The sequence below is a fragment of the Streptomyces eurythermus genome (genome assembly GCF_014649115.1).
In the GTDB taxonomy this organism is placed as follows: Bacteria; Actinomycetota; Actinomycetes; order Streptomycetales; family Streptomycetaceae; genus Streptomyces; species Streptomyces eurythermus.
The window spans coordinates 22,795-37,928 of sequence record NZ_BMSK01000027.1 but is presented as its reverse complement, the minus strand read 5'-3'; the positions used below and the strand labels follow the sequence as shown (position 1 = coordinate 37,928).

General features: G+C 76.1%; 10 protein-coding genes. 6 read left to right on the top strand and 4 right to left on the bottom strand.

What is annotated here, in order from left to right; genetic code table 11:
• Positions 1-242: 242 nt before the first annotated feature.
• Both IE251_RS35745 and IE251_RS35740 read left to right on the top strand, forming a co-directional pair.
• Entirely contained in the window at positions 243-1,370 is a 1,128-nt protein-coding gene (locus IE251_RS35745; protein WP_189757108.1) for a glycosyltransferase family 4 protein, read from the top strand.
• Positions 1,367-2,545 carry a glycosyltransferase gene (locus IE251_RS35740; RefSeq protein WP_189757107.1) on the top strand — a complete coding sequence of 393 codons (1,179 nt, stop codon included), beginning with the start codon at positions 1,367-1,369 and terminating at the stop codon, positions 2,543-2,545. Before IE251_RS35745 ends, IE251_RS35740 begins: the two co-directional genes overlap by 4 nt.
• A gap of 273 nt (positions 2,546-2,818) precedes the next feature.
• Here the strand turns inward: IE251_RS35740 and IE251_RS35735 are convergent, their stop codons facing one another.
• The 4 genes from IE251_RS35735 to IE251_RS35720 all read right to left on the bottom strand — a co-directional run bounded on the left by IE251_RS35735 (position 2,819) and on the right by IE251_RS35720 (position 6,723).
• The gene (locus IE251_RS35735) at positions 2,819-3,688 is read right to left on the bottom strand and encodes a 5-oxoprolinase subunit C family protein (protein WP_189757106.1); all 870 of its coding nucleotides are present in this window, start codon (positions 3,686-3,688) and stop codon (positions 2,819-2,821) included.
• A gap of 202 nt (positions 3,689-3,890) precedes the next feature.
• A complete protein-coding gene (locus tag IE251_RS35730) occupies positions 3,891-4,508 on the bottom strand; it encodes a 5-oxoprolinase subunit B family protein (RefSeq protein WP_189757105.1) in 618 nt (205 codons plus the stop codon).
• Entirely contained in the window at positions 4,505-5,263 is a 759-nt protein-coding gene (locus IE251_RS35725) for a LamB/YcsF family protein (RefSeq protein ID WP_189757104.1), read from the bottom strand. The genes IE251_RS35730 and IE251_RS35725 overlap by 4 nt, the downstream gene beginning before the upstream one ends.
• A gap of 137 nt (positions 5,264-5,400) precedes the next feature.
• On the bottom strand, positions 5,401-6,723 hold the full coding sequence (locus tag IE251_RS35720) for an MFS transporter (protein WP_189757103.1): 1,323 nt from the start codon (positions 6,721-6,723) through the stop codon (positions 5,401-5,403).
• Between the two features lie 126 nt (positions 6,724-6,849).
• Here IE251_RS35720 and IE251_RS35715 point away from each other — a divergent pair, with 126 nt between their 5' ends.
• From IE251_RS35715 to IE251_RS35700, 4 genes are all read left to right on the top strand, one after another.
• Positions 6,850-7,557: a GntR family transcriptional regulator gene (locus IE251_RS35715; RefSeq protein WP_189757102.1), complete on the top strand. Its 708-nt coding sequence runs from the start codon at positions 6,850-6,852 to the stop codon at positions 7,555-7,557.
• Positions 7,558-7,843: 286 nt separating this feature from the next.
• Positions 7,844-9,373: a hypothetical protein gene (locus IE251_RS35710; protein WP_189757101.1), complete on the top strand. Its 1,530-nt coding sequence runs from the start codon at positions 7,844-7,846 to the stop codon at positions 9,371-9,373.
• 31 nt (positions 9,374-9,404) lie between these two features.
• Entirely contained in the window at positions 9,405-10,283 is an 879-nt protein-coding gene (locus IE251_RS35705; RefSeq protein WP_189757100.1) for a hypothetical protein, read from the top strand.
• Positions 10,284-10,369: 86 nt separating this feature from the next.
• Positions 10,370-15,010, top strand: coding sequence for a hypothetical protein (locus IE251_RS35700; RefSeq protein WP_189757099.1), 4,641 nt, complete (start codon positions 10,370-10,372; stop codon positions 15,008-15,010).
• Positions 15,011-15,134 lie beyond the last annotated feature (124 nt).

Genomic DNA, 15,134 nt, shown 5'->3' with positions numbered 1-15,134 from the left:
GCGGACGTCCGCCCGGCGGGTGAACTCCGGATGACCCGTGGGCCAGGCCGCCGTGACAGCCGCTCGACCTGTGGGGGTGGAGCGTTGGGCGCGCCGCCTGGGCCGTGGGGGCGGGCGGCCGTGCGGGGGTGCGGGCGCGGCCGTGAGGGGCTGCGGGCGGGCCGCCCAACGCTCACGGGACGTTCCCCGCCCGGAAAGATCGAAGTTGACGTGGGCACGTCCGGTGCGGCGACAACACCCGTATGCGTGTCGTCATCGTGACCGAGTCCTTTCCCCCCGATGTGAACGGCGTGGCCCACTGCGCGCTCCAGACCGCCCGGCACCTCGTAGACCGCGGTCACCACCCGCTCGTCGTCGCCCCCGCCCCGGCCCCCGGCACCGGCCCGGAACCGGACGCCCCCTGCCAGGTCGTCCGGGTTCCCTCCCTGCCGCTCCCCGGCTACCCCCAGGTCCGCGTCGCCCTGCCCAGCCGGCGCCTCGCCGCCGCCCTCGTCGCGCACCGCCCCGACGTGGTCCACCTGGCCGGCCCCTTCGTCCTCGGCGTGCGGGGCATGGCCGCCGCGGCCCGGCTCGGCATCCCCGCCGTCGCCGTCTACCAGACCGACCTGGCCGGATACGCCCGCATCTACATGGGTGCCGGAGAGGCCGCGGCCTGGCGGCGGATCCGCTCCGTGCACGCCGCCGCCGACCGCACCCTCGCCCCCTCCAGCGCCGCGCGCGACGACCTGGAGGAGCACGGCGTACCGCGGGTGGCGCTGTGGCCGCGCGGCGTGGACACCGTACGGTTCCGGCCGGACCGCCGTGACGAGGCGCTGCGCCGCGCACTCGCCCCGCACGGCGAACGGATCGTCGGCTACGTCGGCCGGCTCGCGCCCGAGAAGCACGTCGAACTCCTCGCCGGGGCCTGCGGGCTGCCCGGCGTGCGGGTCGTGGTCGTGGGCGACGGACCCAGCCGGGGCCAGCTCGCCGAGGCCCTGCCCGGCGCCGTCTTCCTGGGCCGGCGCACCGGCGACGAACTGGCCCGGATCTTCGCCTCGCTGGACCTGTTCGTGCACACCGGTCCCTTCGAGACCTTCTGCCAGACCGTCCAGGAGGCCATGGCCAGCGGGGTTCCGGTCGTCGCGCCCGCCGCCGGCGGCCCGCTCGACCTGGTCGCCCACGGCCGCACCGGCCTGCTGGTCCCGCCGCACGACGCCGACGCGGTCCGGGAGGCCGTCCGCGCCCTGGCCGCCGACCCCGCGCGGCGGGCCGCCTACGGCGCCGCCGCCCGCGCGAGCGTCGAGGGCCGCACCTGGGCCGCCGTCGGCGACCAGCTGATCGACCACTACGGTCAGGTCCTCGCGGCCCGCCGGACGGCGGTGGCGGCATGACCGGACCGTCCCTGCGCATCGTCCGCCTCGCCAACTTCGTCACCCCCGCCTCCGGCGGCCTGCGCACCGCCCTGCGCGAACTCGGCAAGGGCTACCTGGCCGCCGGCCACGAACCCGTCCTGATCGTGCCCGGCGAACGGCACACCGACCGCGACACCGAGCAGGGCCGGGTCATCACCCTGCCCGGCCCGACCCTGCCCGGCACCGGCGGCTACCGGGTCCTCACCGACCGGCGGCGGGTGGCCGCCCTCCTGACCGGGCTGGCCCCGGACCGCCTGGAGGTCTCCGACCGGACCACCCTGCGCTGGACCGGCCGCTGGGCCCGACGCGCGCGCGTGCCCGCCGTGATGGTCTCCCACGAGACCGCCGACGGCGTCCTGCGCACCTGGGGCCTGCCCGAACCGCTCGCCCGGCGTGCCGCCGACTCCCTCAACACCCGTACCGCGCACGTCTACTCACGGGTGGTGTGCACCACCGGTTTCGCCGAGCGCGAGTTCGTCCGCGTCGGCGCGCGCAACGTCGTACGCGCCCCCCTGGGCGTCGACCTGATGGAACGCCATCCCGCGCTGCGCGACCCCGGGCTGCGGGCCCGCCACGCGCGCGTGGACGAGACGCTGCTCGTGATGGTCTCCCGGCTGTCCGTGGAGAAGCGGCCCGGCACGGCCCTGGACGCCCTGGAGGCGCTGCTGCGGCGCGGCCGGCGGGCGGTGCTCGTGGTCGCCGGGGACGGGCCGCTGCGGGTCCGGCTGGAGCGGCACGCCCGCGCCCGAGGGCTCCCGGTGACCTTCCTCGGGCACGTGTCCGACCGGGCCGCCCTCGGCGCGCTCCAGGCGTCCGCCGACGTGTGCCTCGCGCCGGGGCCCGCCGAGACCTTCGGCCTGGCCGCGCTGGAGGCCATGGCGTGCGGCACGCCCGTGGTGGCGAGCGCCCTCTCCGCGCTGCCCGAGGTCATCGGCTCCGCCGGGGCGGCCGCGGCCGGCGGCCCGGAGACGTTCGCGGACGCCGTGGAACTGCTCCTGGCACGCGCCGAACCCGGGCGGCGGGAGGCGGCACGCGCGCGTGCGGAGTGCTTCGGCTGGGGAGCGGCCGTGGAGGCGTTTCTCGCGGCCCACGACGCGGCGGAGGCGCCGCGCCGCGCCGACGCCCGGTCCGCGATGCCGGAGGGCGTGGCATGACAGGGGGCGCGGCGTGCCCCTCGGGCCGGGGCGAGGCTTCAGGGCGGCCGGCGCCCGCTTGTCCGGCCGCGCCCTCCGACCGGTCACGTGGACGGTGACCGCCCCGGTTCGCCGCCCGGCGCCGGGTTGTCCGGCAGGACCCTGGGTGGTCGGTGACGCTCCGGTTCGCCCCGCGCGGGAGACCACCGACGCGGGTGGCCGGACCGCAGGGTCCCGGCGGGGCTGTTCCGACGATGCCGTTCCGGCCGTCGCACCGGAAGGGGGCGGCGAGGGTCAGCGGCGCCGTACCGGGACGAACCTGACCGGCGTGCCCGGCGGTGCCTGCGCGGCGGCCGGCAGGTCGGCGGCGCGCACCACCGCGATCACCGGGTAGCCCCCGGTGGTCGGGTGGTCCGCGAGGAAGACCACCGGACGGCCGTCCGGCGGCACCTGGACCGCGCCGAGCACCATCCCCTCGCTGGGCAGTTCCCCGGGCCGGGCCCGCTCCAGCGCGGGCCCCTCGGTGCGCAGACCGATGCGGTTGCTCGCCGGGGAAACCCGGTACGCGCGCGTGGTGAGATCCCGGACCGCGCCCGCCGTGAACCAGTCGTCGCGCGGCCCCAGGGTCACCCGGAGCACCAGTTCGGCGGGCGGACGCGGCTGTGGGGCGCCGTCCACGCGCGCGGGAGGGCCGGCCGGGGTGCCCAGCGGCAGCACCGTGCCGTCCGTGAGCGGGGCCGGGCCCAGGCCGGACAGCAGATCGGTGGCGCGGCTGCCCAGGACCGGCTCCACGGCGATGCCGCCGGACACGGCCACGTAACCGCGTACTCCGGCCGTGGCCGCGCCCACCTCCAGCAGCTCGCCCGCCGGCACCACCACCGGGGCGCCCCACGCGGCCGGGCGACCGCCCACCGACACCGGGCCCGGCGCGCCGCCGACCGCGACCGTCACCGTGGAACGCGGGCGCAGCGCGCAGCCGCTGAGCGTGGTCTCCAGGACGGCGGCGTCCGGCGGGTTGCCGACGAGCCGGTTCACCAGCGCCGCCGCGGGCGGATCGAGCGCCCCGGAGTGGGGCACGCCGAGATGCGCGTACCCCGGCCGCCCCAGGTCCTGCACGGTCGTCAACGCTCCGGCGCGCACCACGACGAGCACCCGGTCGCTCACCCGCCCACCTCCCCGGGCGGGGCCACGGGGACGGCCGTGGCGCACGCCGGTGCACCGGTGCGGCCTGCCCGCGTGACGGTCACGCACGCCGGCACACCGACGGTGCCCGCCCGCGCGGTGGCCAGATGTGCCCCTGCGGCGTCCACGCGCGCGTGCGCGACGGCCGTCCGCCGCCCCTGCCGCCCCTTCCCCGTCACGCCCGTCACGCGTCCCCCAGTGGTACGAACCGCACCCGCGCCCCCGGGGCCAGCAGCGCGGCCGGGGTGCGCGTGTGGTCCCAGAGCACCGCGTCCGTCGTGCCGATCAGCTGCCAGCCGCCGGGGGAGGAGCGCGGGTACACCCCCGTGTACGGCCCGGCGAGCGCGACGGCGCCCGCCGGGACCGCCGTGCGCGGGGTGGCGCGGCGCGGGACGGCGTAGCGGTCCGGCAGGCCGGTGAGATAGCCGAAGCCCGGGGCGAAGCCGCAGAAGGCCACCGTGAACTCGGTACCGGCGTGGATGCGGGCCGCCTCCCGCTCGGTCACCCCCCAGTGCCCGGCGACCACCGCGAGGTCCGGGCCGTCGTAGCGCACGGGCAGTTCGATCAGCTCGCGCGCGCGGGAGGGCGCCTTCGGTATCCGCGAGGTGGTCAGTTCCGCCGCCCAGCGGTCCGGGTCGGCCAGCCCGTCGAGCAGGACCGTACGGGCCGCTGGGACGATCTCCCGCACGGTGAGCGTGCCCTCCGCGCGGCGGCGCAGCAGCACCGCGTGCAGGGCCTGCGCCTCCTCTCCGGACGACACCTCCACGAGGAGCGCGTCGTCGCCCACGGGAAGCGCCCTCACGCGAACGCCTCCACCCGCACGCCCGCCGCCACCAGCCGCTCGCGCACCCGGCGGGCCAGACCCACCGCGCCGGGCGTGTCCCCGTGCAGGCACAGCGACCGGGCGCGCACCAGGATCCGCGCGCCGGAGTGCGCGACGACCGCGCCGGAGCGCGCCAGGCTAACCGAGCGCTCCACGACCGTGTCCGGGTCGGTCACCACGGCGCCCTCCCGGCCGCGCGGCACCAGGGTGCCCTCGTCGGTGTACGCGCGGTCCGCGAAGGCCTCCGGAACGGCCGGCAGCCCCGCCCCGGCGGCCAGCTCCAGCAACCGCGAGCCGGGCAGGCCCAGCACCGGCAGCGAGGGGTCCGCGAGCCGCACCCCGTCGATCACCGCGCCGGCCTGCTCGGCGTCGTGCACCACCCGGTTGTACAGCGCGCCGTGCGGCTTGACGTACGCCACGCGCGCCCCCGCCGCCCGGGCGAACACCTCCAGGGCGCCGATCTGGTAGGCCACCTCGGCCGCCAGCTCGGCGGGCGGCACGTCCATCGCGCGCCGCCCGAAGCCGGCCAGGTCCCGGTAGGAGACCTGCGCGCCGATCGTCACGCCGCGCTCGGCCGCCAGCCCGCACACCCGGCGCATGGTGGCCGCGTCCCCCGCGTGGAAGCCGCAGGCCACGTTGGCGCTGGTCACGACGGACAACAGTGCTTCGTCGTCGGTCAGCCGCCAGCGCCCGAAGCCCTCGCCCAGGTCGGCGTTCAGATCGATCGCGGTCATGGTGTTCTCGTGTCTCCGGTGTCTCGTCCCGTGCGGGCCGCCCGTCCGGCCGTTCCGTACGGCGGTCGCCCGCGGTGGTTCTCGTAAGGCCGGTGGTCCGGTCCCGTGAGGCCGGCGGTCCGGCCGGCCCGCGCGCCTCAGGCCAGCTCCCTCCCGCGGGTCTCCGGCAGCCCCAGCAGGGCCAGCGCGGCGACGCCGTAGCCGATCGCGCCGAAGACCAGCGCGCCCCCGACGCCCCAGCTGTCCGCGAGGAACCCGACCACGGTCGGGAACACCGCGCCCACCGCGCGGCCGGTGTTGTACGTGAAGCCCTGCCCGGTGCCGCGCACCGCCGTCGGGTACAGCTCGCTCAGGTAGGAGCCGAAACCGCTGAAGATGGCCGACATGCAGAAGCCGAGCGGGAAACCGAGCACCAGCAGCAGAGTGTCGGCGCCGTGCGGGATGTTCGCGTACGCCAGGATGCACAGCGCCGACAGCAGCGCGAACAGCCAGATGTTGTTCCGCCGGCCCAGCCGGTCGGTCAGCACCCCGCCGGTCAGGTAGCCGAGGAACGCGCCGGAGATCAGGAAGGCCAGATAGCCGCCGGTGCCCACCACCGACAGGCCGCGTTCCGACTTCAGGTACGTCGGCACCCAGGTCGCCAGCGTGTAGTAGCCGCCCTGTACGCCCGTCGACAGCAGGCTCGCCAGGAGCGTGGTGCGCAACAAACCCGGCACGCCGTCCCGGCCGGGGCGGAAGACGGCCGCGAAGGAGCCGCGCCGCGGGTCCTGTTCGCGGGCGGCCGTCGCCGTGGGAGCGTCGTGCACCCGTCGGCGCAGCCACACCACGAGCAGCGCCGGCAGCGCCCCGGTCCAGAACATCACCCGCCAGGCCAGGTCCTCGCCGACGAAGGAGAAGACCAGCGTGTAGACCACCGCCGCCAGCCCCCAGCCGACCGCCCAGGAACTCTGGACCGCGCCGAGCGTACGGCCCCGGTGGCGCGCGCCCGCGTACTCGGCGACCAGGATCGCCCCGACCGCCCACTCGCCGCCGAAACCGAGGCCCTGCAGGGCCCGGAAGAGCAGCAGCGTCTCGTAGGTGGGCGCGAAACCGCAGGCGACGGTGAACACGGCGTACGTGATCACCGTGATCATCAGCGCCCGGACCCGGCCGACCCGGTCCGCGACCACACCGGCCACGGCGCCGCCGACCGCCGAGACCACCAGCGTCACCGTGGTGAACAGACCGGTCTGGCCGCTGTCGAGGCCGAAGTACGCCGCCAGCGCCACCATGCTCAGCGGCAGGGTGAAGTAGTCGTAGGAATCCAGGGCGTATCCGCCGAAAGCTCCGGCGAACGCGCGCCGGCCGCGTGGGCCGAGGGCGCGCAGCCAGCCGAACGCGCCGTCCTCGTCGGTCCGTTCACCTCGCGCCGGCCGTACGCCGGCGGAGGGGCCGGGCCGGGGCGGTGGGGTCGTGCTCATGGGCACCTCGCAGAAGGGGACGGAGGGTGCTGGGAAGCGAGCCGTGCCGAGCACCGTAGAGGATCGTTCAACGATCCCTCAATACCCATGTTGTTTCGTTCCGATGTCTGCGCTTGAATTCCGGGCATGGCAGAGCAGCTGACGGGACTGGCCGGCGACCGCGTCCTCCTGGGCCGTACCAGCACCGCGGAGCGGGTCTCCGACATCCTCAGGAGCCGCATAGCCGAGGGCTACTTCCCGCCCGGCACCCGGCTGTCGGAGGACAGCATCGGCGGGGCCCTCGGCGTCTCCCGCAACACCCTGCGCGAGGCGTTCCGGCTGCTCACCCACGAGCGGTTGCTGATCCACGAACTCAACCGGGGCGTCTTCGTCAGGGTCCTGACGGTCGAGGACGTGGAGGACATCTACCGCACGCGCGCGCTGGTCGAGTGCGCCGTCGTCCGCGGCCTCGGCGGGCCGCCGTACCGGCTCGGCGCACTGGTCGCGGCGGTCGAGGAAGGGCACACGGCGGCTACGGAGAACGACTGGAAAGGGGTGGGTACGGCCAACATCCACTTCCACCGGGAACTGGTCGCCCTGGCCGGCAGCGAACGCACCGACGAGCTGATGCGCAGCGTCTTCGCCGAGCTGCGCCTGGCCTTCCACGTGGTGGACGACCCGCGCCGGCTGCACGAGCCCTACCTCGCCCGCAACGCCGGGATCCTGCGGGCGCTCCAGGCGGGGGACACGAAGGGCGCGGAACGGCTCCTGGAGACGTACCTCGCGGACTCCCTGGAACGGGTCGTCGAGGTCTACCGGCGCCGCGTGGGCGAGGACACGACCGGCCCCCCCTGAACCCACGCGGCCGGCCCCTCCGGGGCGACGCGGCCGGTGCCCGCTGACCGGCGCCGCCGTCCCCCCGCGCCGAGGGCCACTCCTCCCGCGCCGACCCGGCCGGCCTCCTGGGCCGTGCGCCCGCCCGATGCGCCCGACCCTGCTCGAATCGGCGCATCCGGCCCCGCCCGAACCGCTGCGCCCGCCCCCGCCCGAACCGCGCGGTAGGCTCTCTTCCGCTTCCGTGACGGCCGTCGCTTCTGAGCCGTTTGGGCTGATGTCAGACCCAGGACCTAGTCTGTGCACCGTGACTTCGCCTGCATCGACGGACAGTGTTCCGCCCCAGCTCAGCGCGGGGCCGCGCCCGGCGCAGGGCCCGGCCGCCGACGAGGGGCTGGCGCGCCGGCTGCGCGCGCTCGCCTGCACCGCGCCGCTGCACGACCTGGACGCGCGCAAGGCCAACCTGGCCGGTGAGTACTCGGTGTACGGAATGGCCGAGGTGGCCCTGGTCGCCATCGACCTGGTCACGCTGAACATGGACTTCGACACGGGCGCCGACCACGAACAGGTCGTCGCCCGGCTGGTCCCGCGCATCGCCGCCCAGGCACCGCACCGGCCCACCGCCGAACACGAGCGCGTGGCCCGCTGGGTCCTGGAGAACCTGATCAACGTCGGCAGCGTGGACCGCGGCTTCCGCGCGGTCTACGGCACCTTCGCGCCGGACGGCACCTACGTCCGCCGCGACTACGACTTCAAGCTGATCGAGGAGGTCCCCGGCCCCGGCGGCACGGTGTACCTGCGCACCACGGACGAGGCGGTCAACGTCCTGGTCGGCGCCCTCGACACGGACGTCACCAGCGCCCAGATCGCCGCCGAGGTCAAGCTGGAGGTGCTGATCAGCCGCGGCCGGCTCGCCGACGCCCAGCTCGCCGCCGAACAGGCCCGCTACCGCACGGTGCAGTACTCCGAGACCCTGCGCCGCGCCCTGGAGGCCACCCGGCGCAACGTCCGCGCGGTCGACTGGCTGAACACCGTCCCCGACATGATCGCCGAGGCGCTGGACCACGTGGCCGAGCGCTACCGCCACGAGAACGCCATCCTCACCAACATCCGCAAGGCCCGCGACGAGACCGAGGAGCCCGAGCACAAGCGCCGCGCCGCCGAGCTGGTCGACATCGTCAAGGACTGCATCCGGCGCCACACCCAGCTTCAGTCGCGCCTGCTGGAGGCCGGCCCGCTGTTCCGCGCCGAACAGGACCGGCAGGCCTTCGCCACCCCGGCGGCGACGTCCGGGATAGACCTCTACGGCCATCTGGTCGCCCCTGTGCTGCCGTTGCCGTTGGAGCAGGCCATCCGGGTCACCGACGCCTTCTTCGCGCGCGGCACCGGACCGCGCACACCGGTGTCCGTCCGGGTCGGCGACCTCGTCGACATCCTGCTGACCCCGCCGGTGGAACGGGAGCACCTGGGCGCGGAGATGCCCGAGCCCGACCTGATCGCCACGCCCGACGACAGCCGGTTCAGCGAGGAACAGCTCGCCGCGGCGACGGAACTGCTGGACCTGCCGCCGGACGCGCCCAGAAGACTGTCCGGGCTGCTCGCCGAGGCCCGCCGCACCGGCGACCCCGACCTCGCCTACCTGGTGGCGCTGCTGGCGGTCCACGCGGCCAGCCCCGCCGTCGGCACCGCCTACCGGCAGGGCGAGGAGAAGCTGCTGTTCGCCGTGGACGACGGGACCGAGCTGGACGATCCCGAATTCGGCGGGGCCGACCTCATCGTGGGAACGGCCCTGCTGGACGCCGCCGGGATGGCGGCCGACCGGACGGAAGCAGCATGACCGAGCACCACCGCGACAAGGAGCCCAACCCGTGACCGAGCACGTCGAGTGGAGCGAGGCGGAGACACCCGCCCCGCCGGCCTCCACCGCCGTCACCCCCGCCGACGCCGCCGACGCGGCACGGCTCGTCGCCTTCGGACTCCAGCCCAAGCTGGCGCCCGCCCGCGACCAGGAGTACACCGAACTGCTGCGCCGCTACCGCGAGGACCCGGCCTTCGCCCGGCTCGCCGACGCCGTCGCCGCCGGGCTCGGACTCGTCGTGCTGGAGGTGTCCCCGCGCGCGGGCATGGCCGTCACCGCCGCCGAGGACTCGGTCTTCGCCGTCCGCATGGGCGACTACGCGCGCCGTACCGCCGCCGACTCCGGCGACCGCTTCCTGCACGGCCTCGCCCATCTCGCCGTCGCCGCGCTGGCGTTCCCGCGCCCCGAGGACCTCGCCGACGACTCCTACATCGGCCGGGTCACCGTCAACGGCGTCGACGCCTTCGTCCGGCAGGCCTGCCGCCGCCTGGAGGAGCGCGCCGAGGAGCGCGGCGAGAACACCGACCCGGCCACCGACGCGCCCGGTCTGGAGGCCGCCTGGCGGATCTGGGCCCGGCGCAGCGCCACCGGCGCCACCAAGGACGCCCGCCGCCCCGCCGCCTCCACCACCGGCATCGTCGCCAAGGCCCTGGCCTTCCTCACCGACTCCGGCTTCCTGCAGCGCACCGGCGACGACAACGGCGGCACCTACCGCACCACCGCCCGCTACCAGCTCCAGGTCCGCGACATGGCCGGCAACGCCGCCCTGGCCGAACTGTCCGAGCTGGGCGTCGTACCGGTCACCGACGGCACGGCCACCCTGCTGCCCGCCGAGGACACCGACGACCTGGACCTGGTGACCGACGCCGGACTGCCGTTCCACTCCTGACCCCCCGCGCGGCAAGAACCCCGAACGTCCCCGCACCGCGAGAACCCTGCCCCCCTCCACCGCAAGAACACTGACGAGAGTCCGCCATGTACGAGCTGTCCCGGGTCCGCCTCTACTCCATCGGTCCCGCCGGTGCGCGCTACGCCGACACCGTGCTTGACCTGCGGGGTGTCGGCGAGCCCGTGCCCGACCCGGCGCCCACGCAGGCGGAGTTCTTCGAGGACGAGCCGTCCGGCCCGCCGCGCCGGCCCGCGCCCGCGGGCGTGCTGTTCCTGGAGAACGGCGGCGGCAAGTCCGTCCTGCTCAAGCTGATCTTCTCGGTGATGCTGCCGGGTCACCGCAACACCCTCGGCGGCGCCAGCTCCGGTGTGCTGCGCAAGTTCCTGCTCGCCGACGACTGCGGCCACGTGGCCCTGGAATGGCAGCACGTGCAGACCGGCGAGTGCGTGGTCGTCGGCAAGGTCAGCGAATGGCGCGGACGGCAGGTCTCCAACGATCCGCGCAAGTTCGCCGAGGCCTGGTACTCCTTCCGTCCCGGCCCCGGCCTCAGCCTGGACAGCCTGCCCGTCGCCGAGGCCACCGCCGTACGGCCGCCCGTCGAGGGCGCCTCCGGCGCGCACGGCCGCCGCCGCACCATGAAGGGCTTCCGCGACGCCCTCATGGAGGCCGGAAAGGCATACCCGCACCTGGAGGTGCACTGGGAGGAGATCCACGAGCGCTGGACCGAGCACCTCGGCGACCTCGGCCTGGACCCCGAACTCTTCCGCTACCAGCGCGAGATGAACGCCGACGAGGGCGAGGCGGCCGGCCTCTTCGCGGTCAAGAAGGACTCCGACTTCACCGATCTGCTGCTGCGCGCCGTCACCGACACCCGCGACACCGACGGCCTCGCCGACCTCGTCAGCGGCTTCGGCAACAAGCTGGGCCGGCGCGCCGAACTGATCGCCGAACGGGACTTCACTGCCGGCTCGGTCGATCTGCTCGGAAGGATCGTGGAGGCGGCCGACGCCCGGGCACGCGCGCGTGACGTGCACGCGGGCGCCGAACGCCGTACCCGCACGCTGGCCCGGCGGCTGTCCGCGCGCGCCGTGCGGGAGCGGGTCCGGGCCGCCGACCTCGCCCAGCGGGTCACGGCCGCCGCCTACGCCGTCACCCACTCCGAGGGCGCCCGCGAGCGCAGCGCCCTCATCGCCGCCGAACTCGCCTACCGGCACGCCTCCCTGGCGCTGGCCGCCGCCGAGAAGTCCGCCGCCGCGCAGAAGCGCGAACTGGCCGACGCCCGTACCCTGCACTCCGCCTGGCAGGCCGCCGAGGCCGTGCTGCGCCACCGGGCCGCCGCCGACCGTGTCGCGCGCGTGTCCGCCGCCATCCAGGAGGCCGAACGGGACGCGGCCCCCGCGCTCGCCGCCCGCGCCAAGGCCGCCGTGGACCTCGTACGGGCCCTGCACGCCGCCGCCGAGAGCGCCGAGGAACTGGCCAACGAGGAGGAGGAGCGGTCCGCCGCCCTCCAGGAGGCCGGCGACTTCGCCCACCGCGACGCCACCACCGCCGCCACCGAGGCGCAGCGGGCCCGCAGCGAGGCCGGGCACCTGCGCCAGCGGCTCGCCGAGGTCGAGCAGGAGACCGCCGAGGCGGTCCGCGCCGGCTGGCTGGACGACAGCGCCCCGGACGCCGACCCGGCACGGGCCGCGCTCGCCGCCAGCGACGCCGAGAAGACCGCCGTGGCCGCCTGGGACGCGGCCCGCGAGGCCGCCCGCAAGGCCACCGAGCACGCCCGCGAGGCCGCCGCCGCCGAGTCCCGCGCCGAGCTGACCGCGGCCCGCGCGGCGGACGCGGCCACCGCCGCCGAGCGGGCGTACGAGGCCGAGCGGCGCCTCGCGGAGTCGCTGGCCGCCGAGGAACGGCTGGCGGAACTGCTGAGCCTGCCCGGGGCCCCGAGCACGGTCCGCGTGCCCGGCCCGCGCACCGGGGCCGACGACGCCGCCCCGGCACCCCGTACCGTCGCGGAGGGTGCGCTCACGCCCGAGGAGCTCGACCGCTTCGCCGACGAACTGCGCGAACTCCTCGACGACACCGTGTCCACCGCCGAACGGCACCTGTTCGACCTGCGCACGGCCGCCGCCGACGACGCCCGGATCCTCGGCGCACTCGGCGACGGCGGACTGCTGCCGCCCGGCCCGGACGTCCTGGCCACCGTCGAGTTCCTCGGCGAGCACGGCATCCCGGCGCTCCCCGGCTGGCGCTACCTCGCCCAGGCCGTCGACCCGGCCGACCACGCGCGCGTGCTCGCCGCCCGCCCCGAGCTGGTCGACGGTGTGATCATCACCGACCCGGACACGCACGCGCGCGCCCGCGAGGTCCTCGGCGACGCCGCCCTGCTGCCCCGCTCCGCGGTGGCCGTCGGCACCGCCGCCGCGCTGCTCGCCCCGCCGCCCGCCGCCGACACCACCCCCGGTGACGTGTTCCTGGTGCCGCCGAACCCGGCCATGCACGACGAACACGCCGCCGACGAGGAACGGCAGGCACTGCGCGCCCGGGCCACCGAGCGCGACGAGGAGATCCGCGTCCTCGCCGCCCGCCTCGGCAAGGACCGCGAACTGGCCGCCCGGCTCGCCTCCTGGCGCACCGGCTGCCCCGCCGGGCGCCTGACCGAGCTGGCCCGGGCCGCCGAGCAGGCCCGCGCGTTCGCCGAGGAGGCCGAGGCCGAACTCGCCGAGGCGCGGACCGTCCGCGCGGAGGCGGAGGAGACCGCGGCCGAGGCCGCGCGGGTCCGCGACGAGCGGCAGGAGGCCGCGCAGAAGGCCCGGCGCGCCGCCGACGCCCTCGCCGGTCTCGCCTTCCGGCTGCGCGAGCGCGCCGGCTGGCAGGCGAAACTGCGTGAACTCGCCGACGAGGCGGCCGAGTCCGAGGCCCGCGCCCAGGCATGCCTGGAGCGCGCCCGCGCCGCCGACGAGGACCGCCGCGCCGCGCAGCGCGCCGCCGACGACGCCCGCCGCACCGCGCGCGCCCTGCGCGCCGAGCGGTCCGAGATCGCCGGCGCCCCCGACGACGTACCCGCGGCGGACACGGACACCCCCAAGGCGTCCCTGCCCGCCCTCCGCGAGGCCTACCGGGCCGCCTCCCAGGTGTACGAGAAGGTCGGCGTCGGCGCCGACCTGCGCGCCGAACAGGCCCGCGCGGAGAGCGACGAGAGCGCCGCCCGCGCCGAACTGGACCGGCTCAGCAACAAGGTCCGCACCCGCGCCGAGCAGCTGCTCCAGTCACCCGACGGCTCCGACGGGCCGTCCCGGCAGGCCGCCGCCGCGCGCGCGGAGGAGCTGGTGCAGCTCCTGGAGACCCGCATGTCGACCGCGAGCGAGCAGCTCGGCCGGCTGCGCGGCGAGGCCGAGCGACTCGCCCCCGAGGACGGCGAGGCGCACACCGAGCTGCCCGAGGACCTGGTCCCGCGCGACGCCGAGCACGCCCAGGCACTGCTGCGCACCGCGACGGCCGAACTCGCCGCCCGTACCGAGGCGCTGGCCGAGGCCCGGCAGGCGCACACGGAGCTGCTGGAGGCCCACCGCGCCGCCGAGGACGCGGCCGGCGGCTTCGACGAGATCGCCGCCATGCTCCGTGACCTGCTGCGCGAACAGGCGCCCGAGGAGGAGCCGGAGGAGCCGGAGCCGTACCCCGGCACCCTCGAGGAGGCCCGGCACTCCGCCGCCGAGGCCCGCCGCTCCCTGCGCGGCTGCGCCGCCGACCTGTCCGCCGCCGAGGCGGCCGTCCGCGAGGCGAGCGACGTCCTCGTCCGGCACGCCAACTCAACGCGCTACGAGCAGGTCCGCACCCCCGCCCGGCAGCAGATCCGGGAACTGCCCGCCTCCGCGCTGCCCGAGCACGCCCAGAAGTGGGCGGACGCGTTCGCGCCCCGGCTGCGCGTGCTGACCGACGAGCTGGCCCAGCTGGAACGCAACCGCGACTCCATCGTGGACCGGCTGCGCGGCCTCGTGGAGTCGGCCCTCGCCACCCTGCGCTCCGCTCAGCGGCTCTCCCGGCTGCCGGAGGGGCTCGGCGAGTGGTCCGGGCAGGAGTTCCTGCGCATCCGCTTCGAGGAACCCGACCAGGCCACGCTCACCGAACGGCTCGGAGAGGTCATCGACGAGGCCACCCGCGCGGCCGTGAAGAAGAACTCCGACCTGCGCCGCGACGGCATGTCCCTGCTGCTGCGGGGCGTCGCCGCGGCCCTCCAGCCCAAGGGCGTGGCCGTCGAGATCCTCAAGCCCGACGCCGTCCTGCGCGCCGAGCGCGTCCCCGTCGGCCAGATGGGCGATGTGTTCTCCGGCGGTCAGCTGCTCACCGCGGCCATCGCCCTGTACTGCACGATGGCCGCGCTCCGCTCGAACGACCGGGGCCGCGACAAGCACCGGCACGCGGGCACGCTGTTCCTGGACAACCCCATCGGCCGCGCCAACGCGACCTATCTGCTGGAGCTCCAGCGGGCCGTGTCCGACGCGCTGGGCGTCCAGCTGCTGTACACCACCGGCCTGTTCGACACGACCGCCCTCGCCGAGTTCCCGCTGGTCATCCGCCTGCGCAACGACGCCGACCTCCGTGCGGGCCTGAAGTACATCAGCGTCGAGGAACACCTGCGGCCCGGTCTGCCCCAGCCGCCCCAGGCGGGGGAGGCGGTGCACAGCGAGATCACGGCGACGCGCATGTACAAGAAGCCGGCGCCGAGCGCTCCGTAGCAGGCTCACGCCCGCCCGGTCTGTTCCGCATCGCGCAGCACAGCGCGCCCGGCGGAACAGACCGGGCGGAGTGGCGCGGTGCCGCCGAGCGCCGCCGCCGTCAGGAGCGGTGCGCCAGAAGCCG